The organism is Streptomyces sp. SAS_270 (assembly GCF_052543295.1).
The window spans coordinates 1-17,287 of sequence record NZ_JBMNDS010000098.1; the positions used below are offsets into that span (position 1 = coordinate 1).

18 protein-coding genes are annotated in these 17,287 nt (G+C 69.8%); 4 read left to right on the forward strand and 14 right to left on the reverse strand.

Annotation, left to right across the window (positions count from 1 at the left end):
- Positions 1–185 precede the first annotated feature (185 nt).
- Both ACN6LB_RS40045 and ACN6LB_RS40050 read right to left on the reverse strand, forming a co-directional pair.
- Positions 186–377: a hypothetical protein gene (locus ACN6LB_RS40045; protein ID WP_445030169.1), complete on the reverse strand. Its 192-nt coding sequence runs from the start codon at positions 375–377 to the stop codon at positions 186–188.
- 190 nt (positions 378–567) lie between these two features.
- The gene (locus ACN6LB_RS40050; RefSeq protein WP_445030170.1) at positions 568–858 is read right to left on the reverse strand and encodes a hypothetical protein; all 291 of its coding nucleotides are present in this window, start codon (positions 856–858) and stop codon (positions 568–570) included.
- Between the two features lie 173 nt (positions 859–1,031).
- Between ACN6LB_RS40050 and ACN6LB_RS40055 the strand changes: the two genes are divergently transcribed.
- The 3 genes from ACN6LB_RS40055 to ACN6LB_RS40065 all read left to right on the forward strand — a co-directional run bounded on the left by ACN6LB_RS40055 (position 1,032) and on the right by ACN6LB_RS40065 (position 3,215).
- Entirely contained in the window at positions 1,032–2,177 is a 1,146-nt protein-coding gene (locus ACN6LB_RS40055) for an ABC transporter substrate-binding protein (RefSeq protein ID WP_445030171.1), read from the forward strand.
- Between the two features lie 99 nt (positions 2,178–2,276).
- Entirely contained in the window at positions 2,277–2,984 is a 708-nt protein-coding gene (locus ACN6LB_RS40060; RefSeq protein ID WP_445030172.1) for a hypothetical protein, read from the forward strand.
- A 24-nt stretch (positions 2,985–3,008) separates the two neighbouring features.
- The gene (locus ACN6LB_RS40065) at positions 3,009–3,215 is read left to right on the forward strand and encodes an Imm32 family immunity protein (protein ID WP_445030173.1); all 207 of its coding nucleotides are present in this window, start codon (positions 3,009–3,011) and stop codon (positions 3,213–3,215) included.
- A 14-nt stretch (positions 3,216–3,229) separates the two neighbouring features.
- Here the strand turns inward: ACN6LB_RS40065 and ACN6LB_RS40070 are convergent, their stop codons facing one another.
- The 3 genes from ACN6LB_RS40070 to ACN6LB_RS40080 are packed head-to-tail and all read right to left on the reverse strand — an operon-like array spanning position 3,230 to position 5,712.
- Complete coding sequence (locus ACN6LB_RS40070) at positions 3,230–4,048, reverse strand: ABC transporter permease (protein ID WP_445030174.1); 819 nt, start codon at positions 4,046–4,048, stop codon at positions 3,230–3,232.
- Positions 4,045–5,016: an ATP-binding cassette domain-containing protein gene (locus ACN6LB_RS40075; protein ID WP_445030175.1), complete on the reverse strand. Its 972-nt coding sequence runs from the start codon at positions 5,014–5,016 to the stop codon at positions 4,045–4,047. Before ACN6LB_RS40075 ends, ACN6LB_RS40070 begins: the two co-directional genes overlap by 4 nt.
- A gap of 30 nt (positions 5,017–5,046) precedes the next feature.
- Positions 5,047–5,712 carry a DUF4097 family beta strand repeat-containing protein gene (locus ACN6LB_RS40080; RefSeq protein WP_445030176.1) on the reverse strand — a complete coding sequence of 222 codons (666 nt, stop codon included), beginning with the start codon at positions 5,710–5,712 and terminating at the stop codon, positions 5,047–5,049.
- A 226-nt stretch (positions 5,713–5,938) separates the two neighbouring features.
- On the opposite strand from ACN6LB_RS40080, the gene ACN6LB_RS40085 reads away from it, so the two are divergent.
- Complete coding sequence (locus tag ACN6LB_RS40085; RefSeq protein ID WP_445030177.1) at positions 5,939–6,694, forward strand: helix-turn-helix domain-containing protein; 756 nt, start codon at positions 5,939–5,941, stop codon at positions 6,692–6,694.
- Positions 6,695–7,166: 472 nt separating this feature from the next.
- On the opposite strand, the gene ACN6LB_RS40090 is transcribed toward ACN6LB_RS40085, so the two are convergent.
- The 9 genes from ACN6LB_RS40090 to ACN6LB_RS40130 form a co-directional block, all read right to left on the reverse strand.
- Positions 7,167–7,772 (reverse strand): antibiotic biosynthesis monooxygenase, encoded by a 606-nt coding sequence (locus ACN6LB_RS40090; protein WP_445030178.1) that lies wholly within the window; start codon positions 7,770–7,772, stop codon positions 7,167–7,169.
- 231 nt (positions 7,773–8,003) lie between these two features.
- Positions 8,004–9,506 carry a hypothetical protein gene (locus ACN6LB_RS40095; protein WP_445030179.1) on the reverse strand — a complete coding sequence of 501 codons (1,503 nt, stop codon included), beginning with the start codon at positions 9,504–9,506 and terminating at the stop codon, positions 8,004–8,006.
- A gap of 160 nt (positions 9,507–9,666) precedes the next feature.
- Complete coding sequence (locus tag ACN6LB_RS40100; protein ID WP_445030180.1) at positions 9,667–10,434, reverse strand: TIGR03943 family putative permease subunit; 768 nt, start codon at positions 10,432–10,434, stop codon at positions 9,667–9,669.
- The gene (locus ACN6LB_RS40105; protein WP_445030181.1) at positions 10,431–11,462 is read right to left on the reverse strand and encodes a permease; all 1,032 of its coding nucleotides are present in this window, start codon (positions 11,460–11,462) and stop codon (positions 10,431–10,433) included. The genes ACN6LB_RS40100 and ACN6LB_RS40105 overlap by 4 nt, the downstream gene beginning before the upstream one ends.
- A 200-nt stretch (positions 11,463–11,662) precedes the next feature.
- Positions 11,663–14,035 carry a penicillin acylase family protein gene (locus tag ACN6LB_RS40110; RefSeq protein ID WP_445030182.1) on the reverse strand — a complete coding sequence of 791 codons (2,373 nt, stop codon included), beginning with the start codon at positions 14,033–14,035 and terminating at the stop codon, positions 11,663–11,665.
- A gap of 229 nt (positions 14,036–14,264) precedes the next feature.
- Positions 14,265–14,615 (reverse strand): ArsR/SmtB family transcription factor, encoded by a 351-nt coding sequence (locus ACN6LB_RS40115; protein ID WP_445030183.1) that lies wholly within the window; start codon positions 14,613–14,615, stop codon positions 14,265–14,267.
- The gene (locus tag ACN6LB_RS40120; RefSeq protein WP_445030184.1) at positions 14,612–15,070 is read right to left on the reverse strand and encodes an SRPBCC domain-containing protein; all 459 of its coding nucleotides are present in this window, start codon (positions 15,068–15,070) and stop codon (positions 14,612–14,614) included. The genes ACN6LB_RS40115 and ACN6LB_RS40120 overlap by 4 nt, the downstream gene beginning before the upstream one ends.
- 184 nt (positions 15,071–15,254) lie before the next feature.
- Entirely contained in the window at positions 15,255–15,758 is a 504-nt protein-coding gene (locus tag ACN6LB_RS40125; protein ID WP_356137380.1) for a carboxymuconolactone decarboxylase family protein, read from the reverse strand.
- Between the two features lie 172 nt (positions 15,759–15,930).
- Complete coding sequence (locus ACN6LB_RS40130; RefSeq protein WP_445030185.1) at positions 15,931–17,250, reverse strand: multidrug effflux MFS transporter; 1,320 nt, start codon at positions 17,248–17,250, stop codon at positions 15,931–15,933.
- Positions 17,251–17,287: the final 37 nt, after the last annotated feature.

Here is a 17,287-nt window from a genome sequence, read left to right on the forward strand (position 1 = left end):
CGGCGACGAGCGTCGGGTCGGCTTTGGCGGTAAGGCGGTCGGGAAGGTCGAACGCGCTGGTGGTCAGGGGGTTCACTTCAATGGCTCCGATCTGAGGGCCGCTTGCGGCCCTTGCGCGCGGCAAGGCTTCCGGACGTGCGTGACGAACTCGCTCGACGGGTTCTGGCTCGACGTTCCCGCCTGCCTCAGGCGGACACGGGCGGCCTTTCTCGGCCGGCCACATCGAGCAGCGGCTTCGGGGCCGACAGCTTCGCGAACACCTCGTCCGGCGGGACGCACACCGGCACCTCCGCGCCGACTTCCCGCAATCGCATCGCGGGTCCCACCAGCGGTTCGACGTCCCCGCGCGACCCGTACGCCGACAACAACACACGCATTTCTCAGCCCCGTTTTTCCGCAGACTCCAGCTACGAGGGGCGATTCTGCGGCATCACCGGGGCCTTGCCGCAAGCCCCCTGGTGCGCTATAAGTTAAGAGTGGCAAGGAGCGCGTGACCTCCTTGCCTTTGCTATTTCTCCTGCAGACTCACCTGCAGTGGTCGTCCGCGGTGGTCCCTTGGGGGCGCTTCTACCGGGGCACCTCGACCACCATCGCCGATCCCATCCCGCCGCCGGGCCACTTCGATGCCACGTTGACCCGGTCCGGGTCGAGGTCGAGGAGGCGGACGGCGGCTACGGGCACCGAGGCGAACGCGTCGTTGATCTCGTAGAGGTCGACGTCGGCGGTCCGCCGCAGGCGTTGCCGGCGGTGATGCTGAACCCCGCTGCCGCGACTGAGCCGACGAGGCTCACTCGCTCCCGGGCCGATGCCGCGCCCGGCCTCCGCGCCCCTCCCCGCGTAGCCGAACACCGCAGACACGGCAGGGCCGTTCAACCGAACGGTTGAACGCGGCTTCCACCTCCGGGCGGGCCCGTCGCGCCGAACGGACGACGCGAAGCCGGGCTCGGGCTCAGCACAATGGCCTCAGCTCATCGCCCGTTGCCCTGTTGTGCCGGGCGTTGCACACCCCCCATGAGAGAGGTCTCCTCGGCATGCCCACGTTTCCCAGCAGACGACGTGTCCTCACCGTCGGTGCCGGTGCCGCCCTCGGCGCCGGTGCGCTCGGCGCCTCAGCCGTCCCGGCCTCGGCCTCTCCCGCCGCGTCCCGGCGCTCGGCACGATCCGAGGAGTCGCGGACACTCGACGAGCTGTACCGGGCCGCCCTCGCCGAGGGCGGGAAGCTCGTCGTCTACGCCGGCGGCGACACGCCGACCCAGCAGGATGGCACCAAGGCGGCCTTCAAGGCCCGCTTCCCGGACATGGACCTGACGCTGATCGTCGACTACAGCAAGTACCACGACGTCCGCGTCGACAACCAGTTCGCCACCGACACCCTCGTCCCCGATGTCGTACAGCTGCAGACGCTGCAGGACTTCGTCCGCTGGAATCAGCAGGGCCGGCTGCTGCACTACAAGCCGGCCGGGTTCTCCCATGTGTACGACGCGTTCAAGGACCCGCAGGGCGCATGGGTGGCCACCGGCGCGATCGCCTTCAGCTTCCTGTACGGCACGGCGGCCGTGGGCTCGGACGCGCCGCGCAATCCGCTCGACCTGGTCGACCCGAAGTGGAAGGGCAGGATCGCCTCGGCGTACCCGCACGACGACGACGCGGTCCTCTACCTCTACGCGCTGTACGCCCAGCAGTACGGCTGGGACTGGGTGGCCAAACTCGCCGCCCAGGACGTGCGGTTCGCGCGGGGCAGCAACTCCCCGGGCGATGCCGTCTTCGCCGGGCAGAAGGCGATCGGCATCGGTACCGCGGGCTCGGCGGTCCCCTCCTCGTCGTCCCCCGCAAAGTTCGTGATCGCCGATGGACATCCCTTCATGGGCTGGGGCCAGCGCATGGCCATCCTCAAGCGGGCCAGGAACTCCACGGCCGCCAAGCTGTTCCTCAACTGGCAGCTGTCCGTCGAGTCCCAGAAGAACTCCTTCAACGGCTGGTCGGTGCGCACCGACATCACTCCCCCGGCCGGTCTGAAGCAGCTCTGGGAATACCCCGACGCCCACGTGGACGGCTTCCCCCGATTCATGGCCGACCGCGCCGCGGTGGAACGCTGGAAGCAGACCTTCGCCCTGTACTTCGGCGAGGTCAGGGGCGATCCCACCCCTGGATCGCTCGGACTGCATCCGGGAGCCTGAAATTCCTGGTTCAAATCTTCGGTGAGGAATCGTCGCTGAGGAATCTTCACTGAACCCGCGCCATTTGGCACCGAACCTCGTTGGATCCCGCTCGCTAAGATGCGGCTCGGTTTCTGGTCCGAGGGGGATCACATGTCGATTCGTATGCCGGCCGCGCTTGCCGTGGGGTCACTTGTTCTGGTCGCGGGATGTTCGGGTGGCGGCGACGACGCCAAGGGCGACGCGCCGCCCACCACCGCGGAGTCCTCATCGACCGACTCCCAGCCCCAGTACGGCAATTTCGCCGACTTCCCGGGCAAGGACTTCGCGACGACCGAACCGGGAATGCTTCTCGGCGTGCGGGTGAAGCCTGTGGACACCCGTTGGACACCCGAATTGGCAGGTTCCTCGGCCGAAGCCGGGAAGCACTTCGTCGCTGTCTATGTCGCCGTGACCGGAGAACTTCCCGACCGCGGGGTGCAGGACGTCAAACTCAAATATCTTCGGCTGAAGTACAAGTCGACGGAGCAGGTCTGCGATTTCGGCGAGAGCGGCTACTGCTTCGGCGACGCGTATCCCAGCAGCGCGCTCGCCGACCTCGACGATGTCCGGGAGGACGCGGGCAGCGACTGGCAGAACTACAGCTGGAGCGAATCCTTCCTCGGAAGCGACGTCGAGCAGGGCGCCACCAAGGTCGGCGTGGTCGGGTTCAGCATTTCGGACACGGAGAAGGCCACGTCGTTCGAGCTGTGCGGCCCCACGAAGGAAGTCGAGGTGGACACCGACGATTTCCCCTGTGTCCCGATCAAGACCCCTGACCGGAGCTGAGAACTCCCGCTGTAGCGTGACCGCATGGATGAACCCCGGGTCAAGGTGTACGGCTCTGCCACCGAGATCACTGTCGCGGGCAACGCGGCCGGTCTGCGGGACCTGGCCGAGCGGCTGGTCGCTCTCGCCGATCCCGAACTCCGGGACGGCTACCACGAACACCTTGAGGCCGGCATCAACCTCGAAGAGGGCTCGATCAGCCTGATTCTGGAACGCGATGACAAGGTGTAGGACTCCCCCGGCGGTTACTTCGGGTCGTGGTTGAACTTCGAGGTCGACCAGAAGTAGCCGAGCACCGCGAGCCCCACGCACCAGGCGACGGCAAGCCATCCGTTGTGGCCGATCTCGCTGCCGAGCAGCAGCCCGCGCAGGGTCTCGATGGCGGGTGTGAACGGCTGGTACTCGGCGATCGGCTGGAACCAGCCCGGCATCGCGTCGATGGGGACGAAGGTGCTGGAGATGAGCGGCAGGAAGATCAGCGGCATTGCGTTGTTGCCGGCGGCCTCGGCGTTCGGGCTGATCAGGCCCATCCCGACGGCGATCCAGGTGAGCGCCATGGCGAACAGCACAAGCAGCCCGAACGCTGCGACCCACTCCAGGACGGTGGCGTTCGTGGAGCGGAAACCGATGGCCACGGCGACGGCGCCGACCAGGGCCACGCTGATGACCGACTGCAGCACGCTGCCGATGACATGTCCGACGAGCACGGAGCCACGGTGAATGGCCATGGTGCGGAAGCGGGCGATGATGCCCTCGGTCATGTCGTTGGAGACGGACACCGCGGTCCCGATCGTGGTGCTGCCGATGGTCATCAGCAACAGGCCCGGTACGAGATAGGCGATGTACGCGGAACGGTCCGCATCGCCGCCGCCGATGCCCGCGCTCATCGTGTCGCCGAAGATGTAGACGAAGAGCAGCAGCAGCATGATCGGCGTGAGCAGCAGGTTCAGGGTCAGCGACGGGTAGCGCCGTGCGTGCAGGAGGTTGCGGCGCAGCATCGTGGAGGAGTCGCGGACGGCGAGGGCCAGCCCGGACGGGCGGGCGGGAGCCAGTGGGGTGCTCATCGGACGGTCTCCTTGGGCTGGTTGTTCCGGGTGGGCCCGCCGGCGCCGCCGGTCAGGGCGAAGAACACGTCGTCGAGGTCGGGGGTGTGCACGGTCAGCTCGTCCGCCTCGATGCCGGCGGCGTCCAGCCGGTCGAGGACGGCACGCAGCTCGCGCTGGCTGCCGTCGCTGGGGAGTTGGAGGGTGAACGCCTCGTCGTCGCACGTGACCCCGCTCAGGGCGGAGGCGGCGGACCGGTACGCGGCCGGGTCGGTGAAGCGCAGCCGCACGTGTCCGCCCGGGATGAGCCTCTTCAGTTCCTCGGCGGTGCCCTGAGCGGCGATCCTGCCGTCGTTGAGCACGGCGATGCGGTCGGCGAGTTCGTCGGCCTCCTCCAGGTACTGGGTGGTGAGGAAGACGGTGACGCCGTCGGTGACGAGCTCGCGGATGATCTGCCACATGTTGTGGCGGGCGCGCGGGTCGAGGCCGGTGGTCGGCTCGTCGAGGAAGATGATCCGCGGGTTGCCCACCAGCGTCATGGCGATGTCCAGGCGGCGCTTCATGCCGCCGGAGTAGGTGGAGGCGGGCTTCTTCGCCGCCTCCACCAGGTCGAAGCGCTCCAGCAGTTCGGCGGCGGCCCGCCGGCCCTCACCGCGGGAGAGGTGGTGCAGGTCCGCCATGAGGAGCATGTTCTCCTCGCCGGTGATCAGACCGTCGACGGCGGAGAACTGGCCGGTGACGCCGATCGCGGCGCGCACCGCCTGGGGGTCGGCGGCCAGGTCGTGGCCGCCGATGCGGATGTCGCCGGTGCCCGGGTCGGCGGAGACGAGGGTGGAGAGGATCTTGACGGCGGTGGTCTTGCCCGCGCCGTTCGGCCCGAGCAGGGCGAAGACCGTTCCTTCGGGGACGGCCAGGTCGATTCCGTCGAGCACGAGCTTGTCGCCGTAGGACTTGCGCAGCCCGTTCGCCGCGATGGCCAGGTCGGTCATGAGAGGTGCCCCCTAGTGATGGCTGCGGATCTACAGGCTGCGGGCGGTGATGTCGCCGTGTGAGGTGGTGGCGCGGATGTCGAGTTCGGCGGTGCCGTCGTTCTTGAGGGCGTTGCTGATGCGGCCGTGGCCGGTGCCGGCGTCCAGGGAGGCGGAGACTCCGCGGGCGGCGCCGACCGAGATGTCGCCGGACTGGGTGCGCAGTTCGACCGTGCCGCGCACGGCCTCGGCGATACGGATGTCGCCCCGCGCGGTGCTGATCTCCGAGGAGCCGCCCAGTCGGCCGATCTCGATGTCGCCGTCGACGGCGGTGAGGCGGACGCTCACGGCTTCGTCGACCTTGATCTGGCGGTAGGCGCCTTCGAAAGTGACGTCGCCGAGGCGGCCGACGCCGCGGAGCTCGGTACCGGCAGCCTTCGCCTCGACGCGGGAGCCGGCGGGCAGTTGGACGGTCACCTCGACGGCGCCGGAGGGGCCGAAGAGCTGGTTCTTCGCCGCCGGGAGCGCGATCCGCAGGACGCCGTCGGCGTAGGCGACCTCGATCTCCTCCGCCGCCTTCACGTCGCGGCTCTTGGAGGCGTCCACGGGCCGGACCTCGACCGTGGTGTCGGCCCGGTCGGCGGCGATGAACCGGATGAGTCCCGCGGGGATGTCGAGGACGGCGGCGATCGGGGCGGGGGTGTCGAACTTCTGCATCGTGTTCTCCTGCGCTCGTCGTTGTTTCTGACTCCGCAAAAGCTACGTTGCGTTCACATATTCAGCAATGTACTCGTTGCGCGAGAACCGCATCGCCCCAGATAGGAGCCACAATATCGTTGCAACGGTTTTATCTTTAACGCAACGACCTAGGCGCTATTCGTTGCATTGGGTTGAAGATGAACGCTATGCTGAGGGCTTCAAGGAAGCACGAAGGGAGACCTCGATGCCGGGAGGCAGACTCACCCAGCAGGAACGCCAGCAGATCGCGCTGGGCCTGGCGGACGACCTCGCCTACGCGGAGATCGCGAGACGTCTCGACCGCCCCACCTCGACGATCACGCGTGAGGTGATGCGGAACGGCGGCCCCGCCGCCTACCGTTCCGACCTGGCCCACCGCGCCACCGAACGCCGCGCCCACCGGCGCAGGCAGGCCGCGCCCCGAGGGCCGGAGACGCCCCCGCAGGCCAACGGGCGTGACGCCGAGGCCGTACGCGAGTACGAGGAGACGTTCACGACCCTCCTCATGCAGTCGGGCCTGCCCAAAATGACGTCCCGGGTGCTGGTATCCCTCTACACCACCGACGCGGGCAGCCTCACCGCGACCGAACTCGTCCAGCACCTCCAGGTGAGCCCGGCGTCCGTCTCCAAAGCGGTCACGCTCCTCGAAGGCCAGGGCCTCATCCGCCGGGAACGCGACGAACGCCGCCGCGAGCGCTACCTCGTCGACGACGACGTCTGGTACCAGGGAATGATCACCGCCGCCCGGTCCCACGCCCAGCTCGCCGAGACCGCACGGCAGGGCGTCAGCCTCCTCGGCCCCGACACCCCGGCCGCCGCCCGCCTCGAAGGCATCGCACGCTTCGTCGACTTCGTCGGCGAGAGCATGATCCGGGCCTCGGAACAGGCGCGCGAGGTCCTTTATACGAGTCCCGGGGCAACCTCGGACGGCGCTGCCGAGCAAGGTTCGGATCGCGGATAGAGCACAGCGGGTTGCCGTCGCCGCTCACGTCCGTGGCGATCACGTGCGCGGCGCGCGGAGCGACGCCGCAGGAGGGTGACCCGATGGCCATCAGGACGACCACGGCTATGGCTGGGCCGCCGAAGGCGAGGATCCGCTGAACCGAGGTCGCGGCGGCGTCGCCGACACCGGCTTCGGCAGCGGCCCCCACCCAGAGGGCGGTGACGCCGTACGGAGCGATGCGCCGGTACGGCATCCGTGAGGCGCCCAGCGAAGTGGGGGGCGAGTGTGCGGACCACGGACAGGAAGCGGGCCGGCAGACGGTCCGGCCGCCGTGACGGAACATCAGTTTCTCGGCCCGCTGCCACGCAGCACCGGGATACGGCGGCCCACGCGCCCCGCGCGCAGCCGATCCCCGATGAGCCTGGCCGTGCGGTGAGCAAGGAAATCGCCCACACCGGTTCCCTGGCCCGCTCCTACCCGGACCCGATGCCTACACGCGCTCGACCAGAACCACTTCGAACTCCTCGATGCTGCGCATGGTCACCCTCGCCTTCGCGGTCGCTTCCCCACGGGCCGCTGACTGCGCACCTCGGGAAGCCACCAGCGCGGCCCGATCGGTGAAGAACGCGCCCACACTGCCCCGGCCCTTGGCTGGGTCGATGAGCAGCGCCATGCCCTCGAACCCTGCGATGGCCTGGACCTTGGGCAGGACGGTGTTCTTGAACGTCTGGACGAGCAGGTCGACGTTGGACGGGTCGACATCGAACCGGCTCAGTCGGAAGCCCGCGCCGGCCTGGACCTGCAGCGAGGGGGTGAATACCACCGCCTCCCAGCTGTCGACCGTCACGGTGTGCGCAAACGGCGCCAGCAGGGCCGCGCGTCGCTCCTTGAGGTGATCGTCGCTGTTTTGCTGCGCCTGCTCGCTCTCCCACCAGGAGCCCATCATGATCTTGCCGATCTCACGATCGGCGAACAGCGAGTAACCACGGTAGCCGGGCTGGTCGGCCAGCAACTTCGGGGCCTCGACACGGAGCGCGTCAAGAGACTCGTCGATCTTGGCGGGATCGCCGGTGGCGTAGACGGTACGAACGTACACGGGTGCACTCCTCTGTCGTCGGGCGGCGCTCGTCGGGGTGACGACCTCTTACTTGCACGTTCCATCCGAGGCCCCCGCATGGGCGGGAGCAACGCGGACGGACCGTTCGGGCGACAGCCACGAGCCGGCCGGCCGGCCCCTGCCTGCCACACCAGCGGAGACACGGGGCCACCATCACCAGGAACCTCGGACTCCTGCGGAGTGGGGGCAGCAGGCGGACGCGTCTCCGACTCAGAGGCCGCTTTCCCGCACAGCCGGGCCCAGAAGGATGCGCAGGCCGCCGAACGGGTGGGAGGGCCATCGTCTGGCGTACGCGGGTGGCTCGCCGTTCTCCGTGGCGAGGGCTGCCACCGGGATGTGCTGCGCGGTCCGCAGCATGTCGGCCCGCGTGGTGCTGGTGTTGTGGCCCTCGGTCTGGGCGGAGGCGCAGCCGGCGTAGAAGGCGATCGGGATGGCTTCGTGACCGGTGAGGCGGCACGGCGGCCGTACGCCGAGCCGGTGGAGTTCGGCGGCGGTGCGGGCCCAGTCACGATGCGCGGCGGTGGTGTGGTGCACGGCCCCCTTCAGCACCGCGTACTGCATCGTCAGATGCCCGCCCACGCCGAGCGCCACCAGGGTGACGGCCACCGTCCGCCGGGCCCGGCCCGGTGCGGTGACCCATTGGACGAGGACGTCGGCGGCGGGCACCGCCAACAGCGCGTACGCGGGCAGCAGGAAGCGCGGCGCGGCGTATCCGATCAGGAACAGATAGGGGAAGGCGGCGGTCGCGGCGCAGGCCAGGGGCAGCAGCGCGGTGGCGGTGCGCCGGGTGCGGACCGCGAGGAGAAGTCCGAGGGCGGCCAGCAGGGGAAGTACGAACCACCACGCCATCTCCGCCAGGCTCGGCATGGCCCCGGCACACGGACGGCACAGGGCGCGCCCGCCGAGGCTCCGCATCTGATCGGCGACAGCGATGTTCCATCCCAGCCCGCCCTGGATGGCTGATGCGTCGGACAGCCGCTGCCCGAGGCCGCCGTAGCTGACGTACGCCTCGATCACCCACTCCCCCGCCCCGGCCACCAGCCCTACCAGCAGTGCCGCCAACAGCTGCGGGCGCCGCCATCGCCGTACCCCCACGACCAGGACGAGCAGCGGCAGAATCGCCCAGACCGCGTCGGTCGGCCGCATCCACGCCATCAGGGCCGCGCCAGCCCCCACGCCCCACAGCGCTTTGCGGTCGGAAGGGTCCGCCTGGGCGCGCAGGAAGTAGCCCGTACCGGCCAGGGCGCCGACCGCCACCCAGTAGTTGGGCATCGCCTGCGGCCCGTAGAAGAGCGTCACCCACAGCGTGGCGAACAAAGCGCCGGCCGACACCCGCACCCGGACCGGGAGCAGTCCCCGCCAGGCGCGCAGGGCCAGGAAGAGGCCGAGGCCGGACAGCAGGGCGAGATAGGTGCGCAGCAGCGGTGTGGACGACGACCATGAGGCGACCGGCGCGGCCAGCAGTGAGGTGCCCCGGGCCCGCGGCGCGCTGAAGAACGCCGCCGGGGCGTGCGGGCTGACCTGGCTGACGTACACCGTCTCGTCCCAGCCCAGCCCCATCCCCGGTCGTACGAGGAGGAGTTGGAGCAGCACGAACGCGCACGCGAGCACCACGAGCCACAGCTCACCCCTGACGTGCCACGAGATTCTGGCGGACTTCGAGGATTCGCGCCGGCGGGCGTCCACGAGAGTGGCGTGCGAGCCGTTGCCCATCGTCACCCCTTAGCCCTGCGCGCCGCAGGGCTCGAAACAGGTTCAAAGCCCTACAGCGCGTAGGGCTGACACCGGGAGTCGAGAAAACATCGACAAACTATCCCAAACCATCAGAACCCACAGCTCAGAGAGGGAAGCCGAACGGCCCTCGAAGCGGCCGTCAGGAGGAGGTGAGCGGAAGGGCGTCGGTGTATCCGTTGGTCGGCCGGGCGACGTTCTTGACGGTACGGGCGTCGAGCGCGACCGGGGCGGACTTCGTGCCCAGAGTCCCGCCGGGGTGCCAGGTTCCCGTGACGGACACCCAGGTGTCGGCGGGCAGCACCCCGGCCCCGTAGATCCGCACCGTCACGGACTGGGCGTCCGCGGCGCAGCAGTTCAGGATGATCCGGGTCAGGTACCAGCCGCCCCGCTTGTCGGGTGTGACGAAGCCGGTCATCCGGACGCTCCGCCCCTTGATGGCCTGCTCGCGGTCCTGCTGCACGCGGCTGGTGAAATCGGTGAGGGTGATCGGAAGGGGCGAGGTCGCGGGCAGCGGATCGAAGTGTTGCCGCTCCGCGACGGCCCTGGGGGCCTGGCGGGAGGCGGTGTACGCGCCCAGGGCCGGCGGGGCGTAGAAGAGCAGACTCAGCGCGGGGAGGAAGAGCAGCCACGCGACGCGCGGCGGGGTGGAGTGGTCGTGACCGTGGCTGTCTCCGTCACCGCCGTGGCCCTCGCCCTCCTCGTGTTCGCCGGGTTCGTCGCCCGTGTGCGGGCCCCGGTGCGACCACGCCTCCGCCACTCCCAGCACGAGCAGCAGCACACCCGATGCGATCAGCATCGGACGCATGCCTTCCTTGACGTATCTGAGGCACAGGTCGGTGAAGAGCGAGGCGTGCAGCAGGCCGAGGCCGCCGAGGACGAGCAGAATCACCTGGAAGGGTCGTTTCACAGCAGCACTCCTCCGATCAGTGCGCTGCACAGGACGGCGACGACCGCCGTGGCAGCGGAGAAGCGCACCGCGAAGGCCCGGCCGAAGGTGCCCGCCTGAAGCGCGATCAGCTTCAGGTCGACCATCGGCCCGACCACCATGAACGCCAGCCGCGCAAGCGGCGAGAAGCCGGTGAGCGAGGCCGCGAGGAAGGCGTCGGCCTCGGAGCACACCGCGAGCAGGATGGCGAGCGCGGCCAGGAACAGCACCGACAGCCAGGGCGATCCGGAGAACACCTCCAGCACGGACCGCGGGACCGTCACGTTGAAGGTGGCCGCCGCCATGGCGCCGAGCACCAGGAAGCCGCCCGCGTGCAGGAAGTCGTGCTGGAAACCGCGCCGGAACTCCGTCCAGCGGCTTTGTCCCGGCCGGTGTCCGGTGTGCCGTACAACCGGCCGGAGCCATTGTTCACGGCCCAGCAACAGCCACAGCCAGCCCATGGCGAACGAAGTGGCGAGCGAGGCGAGCAGCCGGGCCAGGACCATGACAGGGCTGCCGGGGAAGGCGATGGCCGTGGCGGTCAGCACGACCGGGTTGACGGCGGGCGCGGACAGCAGGAACGCGAACGCGGCGGCCGGTGGGACACCCCGGCCGATCAGGCTCTTGGCCACCGGCACGGACGCGCATTCGCAGCCGGGCAGGACGACCCCGGCGATTCCCGCGACCGGGACGGCGAGCACGGGCCGCCGCGGCAGCACCCGGCTGAACACCCGCGTCGGCACGAACGCGTTGATCGCGCCGGACAGAGCCGTTCCGAGCAGCAGGAACGGCAGCGCCTGCACGGTGACGGCGAGACAGACGGTCCGCCAGGCCTGCATGGCGGGATCGTCCCCCCACCGGCCGACGATGTAGAACGCCGCACCGGGAACGGTGGCGGCTCCCAGCAACAGCAGCGGCCAGAACCAGCCGGGCAGGGGGTCGTTGTCGAGCCCCGTCCGGGCCACGACGGCCGACTCCGCCTCCTCGGCCCGCTCGTCTGTCTCCTGCACACCAGCTCCACATGTCGGATGATCGGACTGAACATAGCGGGCGCCGGGCCCCGCCCCTCACTGCCCCCATCGCTTCGCCGTCGTCACGCGCTCCCGGGCCTCAGGCGTCCCGGAACGCGAAGCGCCGAGGGCGGGGGCTCTGCGGCCCCGCCCTCGGCGTACGTTCCCCCGTCAGTACCGGCACGGGCTCGGAGGCTTGTTCACCTCGTCAAGGTCGTCACCTTCAAGGCCGGGTCGCTCGCGATCTCCGACTGCGTGAAGCGTTCGGTGACCCATTGCTTGCGGGAGAAGAGGCGGGTCTGGTCGGTGTAGTGGGGTGAGGCCGGGTTCGCCGACTGTCCGTAGGTGAGCAGGGTGCGGGTGCGGGGGCCGTCGGGGGTCAGCTCGACGGCCATCAGGAAGCTGGTGCCGAACGCGCCGGCGGTCGGGGTGCCGGTGCCCGAGTCGGGGCTCGCCTCCAGGACGTTGAAGCAGCCCTTGTCGCCGTTGCAGCCGGACAGGGGGATGCCCGCCCACTTCTGTACGGTGCCGAGCTCGGTGTCGACCGGCAGGTCACGGGCGGCGAAGTCCTGGACGGCGTCGGCCAGAGCACGCCGGACGCGCACGTCGTCGCCCTTGATGCCACGCGGCGTGGTGAGGGGCTGCGCGGGGTCGTAGGGGACACGGCGCCAGGTGTCGGGGGGCCCGGCCTCGAAGAGGTGGTCGAAGAAGGTGGCCCACAGTGCGGCGCCCCGGCTGAAGGTGTCGGCGCGGGTGTCCCAGCGGGCGAGGGTCACGCAGGCCTGCCGTACGTCGACCTCCTTGCCGTTTGTGGCTGTCAGGCGGGGGTGAGCGCGGCACATGCCGACCAGGTCGTCGCGTCCTGTCTCGGGCGACAGGACGCGGTTTCCCAGCGCGGACGCGCGCAGGGTGCGCCCCGTGAAGCCCGGGGCGCCGAGTCCGTCGGTGCCGTCCGCGCGTTCCGCGATCATGCGGAGTCCGAGCTGGGCACGCTGCCCGAGACGCGGGTCGCTGTCGTACGCGCCCGGGAAGCCGGTGAGGGGCGCTTCGGGGTTGGTGTACCGGGGTCCGTTGTTGGAGTTGGCGACGTAGTCGGTGCGGCTCAGCCTCGGCTGGTGGGAGGGGCCGTAGATGCCCGGCACGAGTGCGTCCGGGTCGCTGCCCCAGGCACAGGCCGACGTCGAACCGTCCAGGGCGGAGGGCCCTTCCTCGCTGTCCGGGCGGGCGCAGCGCTCCAGTTGTTCGTCCGTGAGGTGCGGGACGACCGAGGAGTCGGTGAAGTACGTGCCGCCGCTGGTGTCGGCCGCGAGGGTGTAGGTCCAGGGGATGCCTTGGTAAGTGTTCTGGGCGGTGCGCAGCTGGGCGAGGTTCCGGGCCTTGCCCATGGCCAGCCAGGTGTTCATGGAGCGGAGGTTGTCGGCGTTGGCGTCGCGGACGGCGTAGGCGGTCTTGGTGGTCCAGCCGGAGGACAGGACGGGGCCGAAGCGTGAGGTGTACAGGGTCCGGTCGACGGTCGACAGCTTGCCGTTGCCGGTGCGGACGGTGACGGGGACCGTTCGGGATGTCATCCGCTCCGTCCTGCCGTCCACCACATACCTGGTCGGGTCGCCGGGCACCAGTTTCAGCGCGTAGAACGAGGTGTGCTGGGCGTCGCTCGCGGTGTGCGTCCAGGCGAGGTTGCGGTTGTGGCCGATCTCGACCAGAGGTGTGCCGTACAGGCCGGCGCCGGACACGTCCAAGGTGCCGGGGATCGTCAACTGCACCTGGTAGAAGCGGAAGTTGCCGCCGACCCAGGGCAGGTGCGGGTTGGCGAGGACCATCGCGTTGCCGGTACGGGTGGCGTCCCGGCCCAGCGCCCAGCCGTTGCTGCCGAAGTCGGCGGCGGGACCTCGGCCGAGTGTGGCGAAGGGCGACGGGGTCCTTTTGCCGGATGTCCCGGCGGTCGCCGCCGTGTGCTCGCCGGCCGCTGTCGGAGGGGCCGCTTCGCCGATGTCCGGCGCCAGCGGCACCGCCCCGGTAGCGCCGTTGAGGTCGTGCACGATGCCCCACACGTCGAGGGCGGTGACCGGCCGCACCCAGGCCTTGCCCTTGCAGCGCGGGTCCGGCAGCTTGTCGACGCCCGTGTCCCGCAGATAGCGGTTGTACCCGGCGGCGTACCCCTCGACCATCCGGCGCAGCTCCGCGGTCGGCCCCAGCGGCGCCTTTTGATCGAGCAGCCTTTGGACGGTGCCCGCGCGCAGCTGGCCCCCGTAGTACGTGTCGCTCGCCAGGTTGGAGCCCTCGGACTCCCCGTCGGGCCCGAAGAACCGGGACCGCTCACCTCGCATCGTCACTACCTGGTCGGCGAGTTCGCACACGTTGTCCTGCGCGAACGCATAGCCGTAGCCGTAACCGAGCCCGTCGAAGTCCCGCGCCACGATGTGCGGGACGCCGTACTCGGTCCGGCTGATCCGGGCCGTGTGCCCGCCGTCGGCCACCGTCTCGCCGCCCGGCCCCGTCGCGGCGGACGAGGACGCGGGCAGCAGCACCATGGTGGCCGAGGTGAGACAGAGGGCAGCCGCGATGGCAGCCAACTGCCCTGACAGTAACGCTTTATGACACTTCATCAGTGTTCTGGATCCACCCATGACCCCACCCTTCAGGGCGAACGCGCAAGGTGGCATCCGGCCCCCGGCGGAGTTTCGGGGCGGCGCGTCAGTCCCGGGGTGTACGTCTGTCGGTCAGCGGGTGTACGCCTTCGGGCTCTGGCGGCGTGCAAATCCCGTCTGCGACCGGGCGAACGCTGCGCTGTTCGTCGTCGCGCTATGCGCCGGGGCGATCCTCCTGCTCCGCCAGGCCCTTGATCGCGCCGAGGCGACGCTCCCACTGAGCGGCGAGGCCGTCCAGCCAGCGCGTCGCCTGCCGCAGGGGGCGCAACTGCGCTTCGTAGCGGACCTCGCGTCCGGTGCGCCGACCGAGCACCAAACCCGCGCGATCCAGGACTGCCAGGTGCTTGGCCACCGCCTGACGGGTCACAGGGAGGGCGGCGGCCAGCGAAGTGGGCGTTGCGCCTCCTTCGCGGACGAGTGTGGCGAGGATCTGACGCCGGATCGGGTCGGCCAGTGCCAGGAAGACGTCCTCGGGGACTCGTTCGTCGCCGGTGGCAGCGCTCATACCGCAGGGCGTTCGCTGTGCTCGCGCAGGTGATCGAGCTTGCTGGGCCAGTTCTGGCTGTTCGCCCGGTGACGGTCGGCCCTCTCGTCGATCGACAGGCCAAGTCGCGAGAAGCCGCTCTCGACCATGGTGAGCCGGGTGTTACCGGTGGCTTCGTCAACGGTCAGGGCGAACTCGACCAGGGTGGCGTTGCCTTCGGTCGGCTCCTCACCGGCGGCGCCTTGGGACCAGCGCCAGGAGAAGGTGCGGGGCGGCTCGATCGTCTGTATGCGGGCGGGGATGGAGCCGTGGACACCGTGATCGAAGAGGAGGAGGCCCCCGGTGCGGAAGTCCATCTTGACGGGCACCCCGCTGCCGAACCAGCGCCCCAGGAAAGCTGGTTCGGTCAGCACCGACCAGACCCGCTCCGGAGAGGCGTTGATCACGATGGCGCGTTCGATGGCGTCGGGAATCATGAAGACCTCGTCTCGTCCAGATGTGCTACCTCAAGGTTGCATATCCGCTGACGCATGCGCAACCCACAGGTTGCATGTCAGCCCGGGACGCACTCATGCACACGCCCTCACCCCGCGCCGGCCGACTCGCCGCAAAGCGCGCGGCACGCCGTGCCGGGCAGTGGTGCTCGTCAGGTTCTGAAGGCTAGGACTCCCCCTCGGTCGTCACCTCGAAGGTGTTGAGGAAGCCGCAGACGAGCTGGTAGAAGCCGACGGTGATGACGAGGTCGGCGAGCTGGTTCACCGTCAGGATCTCCAGCGCCTCGTCACGTGCGGCGTCGTCCAGGGTGTGCCGGGTGAGCAGCCGGTCCGTGGCGGCGAGAACGGCGGCTTCGGGTGCGGACAGCTCCTTCGCGGAGCCGGTCCCGGCGGCCGCGATCGCTTCCTCACCGAGTCCGACACGGCGGGCGATGTTCTCGTGGTGGTGGAGCTCGTACGCGGCCCCGTAGGCATGACCGACCCGGACAATGGCGAGTTCACGCAGGGTGTCCGGCAGCGAGTTCTGCTGCAGGACCGCATCCCCCAGTGCCAGCATGCCCGGCGCCAGGGCCGGTGAATGCATGATCATCCGGAAGACGTTGAGCGAGCCGTGCGCGGTCACGGCCTCCTGCAGTTCCGCGGGCAGAGCGGAGAGGTCCGGGTACTCCATGTCGGCTCCGTTCGAGAGGGCGATGGACCGCGCAGGGTCCCCACGCGGTGGACGGGTTGAACACCATATGGGCTCAGTGATCGCTGCAACCCACCGTGCTCGCACTCGACTTCACGGAGCTGTGGTCCTTCCACGGGCTGGTGCAGTGGGAAGCGACTGACTCCTTGGTGCCTCACCCCGCCAACGGGTCCGGAGCAGGATGCCACGGGTGGCAGAAGGCGAGGAAGCAGACCGCCGCGGCCAGCGCGAAGGCGAGGACCGACACCGCCATGGGCAGCCCGGTGCCCTGGCCTCCGAGGCCGACGAGGGCCGGTGCGAGGGCGCCCATGAGGAACTGTGTGGTGCCCAGGAGCGCGGAGGCGCTGCCTGCCGCGTGCGGGGCGCGCTGGAGGCACAGGGCGGTGGTGGTGGGCAGGATCATGCCGACCGGGCAGGCGGTGAAGAAGAGCGCGGTGGCGATCCAGGGCAGGCCCGCGTGCGTGGCAGTGGCCAGGAGAACAAGGGCAGTGCCCGCGGCACCGAGTACGGCCAGGCCCGTTGCCAGGATGCGCTGTGAGGGGTAGCGGCCGAGCAGCAGGTTGCCGTTGAGCTGTCCGGTGGCGACCATGCCGATCGAGTTGAGGGCGAAGAGCAGGCTGAAGGTCTGCGGGGAGGCACCGTAGACCCGTTGCAGGGTGAAGGAGGAGCCGGCGATGTAGGCGAACAGGGCGGCGAAGCCGAGGCTGCCGGTGAGCAGGTGGCCCGTGAAGCGGCCGTCGCCGATGAGGTCGCGCATCGTGCGCAGGGTGTCGGGCAGTCCCCCGCGCCGACGCCGGCCGGTCGGCAGGGTCTCGGTCAACAGGGCTGCGGTGGCGGCGAGGACGGCCAGGCCCAGCACCGTGAGGGTGACGAACACGCCGCGCCAGGAGGTCAGGCGCAGCAGTTGGGCGCCGAGCACGGGGGCGAGGATCGGCGCCGTGCCGGAGACGAGCATCAGCGAGGACAGCAGACGGGCGGCGGCGAGTCCGTCGTACAGGTCGCGGACGACGGCCCGGGCTATGACGATGCCGGCGGCGCCGGCCAGGCCCTGCACCAGCCGCATACCGATGAGCACCGCCGGGTCAGGGGCGAGGGCACACATGGCGCCCGCCGCGACGTACACGCTCAGGCCGATCAGCAGGGGACGGCGCCTGCCGAGGGTGTCGCTCAGCGGTCCGATGACCAGCTGGCCCAGGGCGATCCCGAGCATGAAGGCGGTCAGGGTGAGCTGGGTGACGGTCTGTGAGACGTGGAGGTCTGCGCCGACCTGAGGGAGGGCGGGCAGGTAGAGGTCGATGGTGAGCGGGCCGAGCGCGGTCAGCGAGCCCAGGATCAGGACGAGGGGTAGGCGGCGTGGGCGGCGTCCGGCAGCCGACGGACGGATCGTGTCGGCTGCCTCGGCGGCGCCGGTCGCGGATGGTTCGGCGACCGTGCCCGCTGTCTCTGCGGCGTCGGTCGCGGATGGTTCGGACATGTCGGTTCCAGGGCTGTCGGGCGAGCGGAGCGTGCAT

What these genes read in the sequence shown, in the direction of transcription:
- ACN6LB_RS40045 (WP_445030169.1), bottom strand. Translation starts at nt 377, where the DNA reads ATGCGTGTGTTGTTGTCGGCGTACGGGTCGCGCGGGGACGTCGAACCG.
- ACN6LB_RS40055 (WP_445030171.1), top strand. Translation starts at nt 1,032, where the DNA reads ATGCCCACGTTTCCCAGCAGACGACGTGTCCTCACCGTCGGTGCCGGT.
- ACN6LB_RS40060 (WP_445030172.1), top strand. Translation starts at nt 2,277, where the DNA reads ATGCGGCTCGGTTTCTGGTCCGAGGGGGATCACATGTCGATTCGTATG.
- ACN6LB_RS40065 (WP_445030173.1), top strand. Translation starts at nt 3,009, where the DNA reads ATGGATGAACCCCGGGTCAAGGTGTACGGCTCTGCCACCGAGATCACT.
- ACN6LB_RS40070 (WP_445030174.1), bottom strand. Translation starts at nt 4,048, where the DNA reads ATGAGCACCCCACTGGCTCCCGCCCGCCCGTCCGGGCTGGCCCTCGCC.
- ACN6LB_RS40075 (WP_445030175.1), bottom strand. Translation starts at nt 5,016, where the DNA reads ATGACCGACCTGGCCATCGCGGCGAACGGGCTGCGCAAGTCCTACGGC.
- ACN6LB_RS40080 (WP_445030176.1), bottom strand. Translation starts at nt 5,712, where the DNA reads ATGCAGAAGTTCGACACCCCCGCCCCGATCGCCGCCGTCCTCGACATC.
- ACN6LB_RS40085 (WP_445030177.1), top strand. Translation starts at nt 5,939, where the DNA reads ATGCCGGGAGGCAGACTCACCCAGCAGGAACGCCAGCAGATCGCGCTG.
- ACN6LB_RS40095 (WP_445030179.1), bottom strand. Translation starts at nt 9,506, where the DNA reads ATGGGCAACGGCTCGCACGCCACTCTCGTGGACGCCCGCCGGCGCGAA.
- ACN6LB_RS40115 (WP_445030183.1), bottom strand. Translation starts at nt 14,615, where the DNA reads ATGAGCGCTGCCACCGGCGACGAACGAGTCCCCGAGGACGTCTTCCTG.
- ACN6LB_RS40120 (WP_445030184.1), bottom strand. Translation starts at nt 15,070, where the DNA reads ATGATTCCCGACGCCATCGAACGCGCCATCGTGATCAACGCCTCTCCG.
- ACN6LB_RS40125 (WP_356137380.1), bottom strand. Translation starts at nt 15,758, where the DNA reads ATGGAGTACCCGGACCTCTCCGCTCTGCCCGCGGAACTGCAGGAGGCC.
- ACN6LB_RS40130 (WP_445030185.1), bottom strand. Translation starts at nt 17,250, where the DNA reads ATGTCCGAACCATCCGCGACCGACGCCGCAGAGACAGCGGGCACGGTC.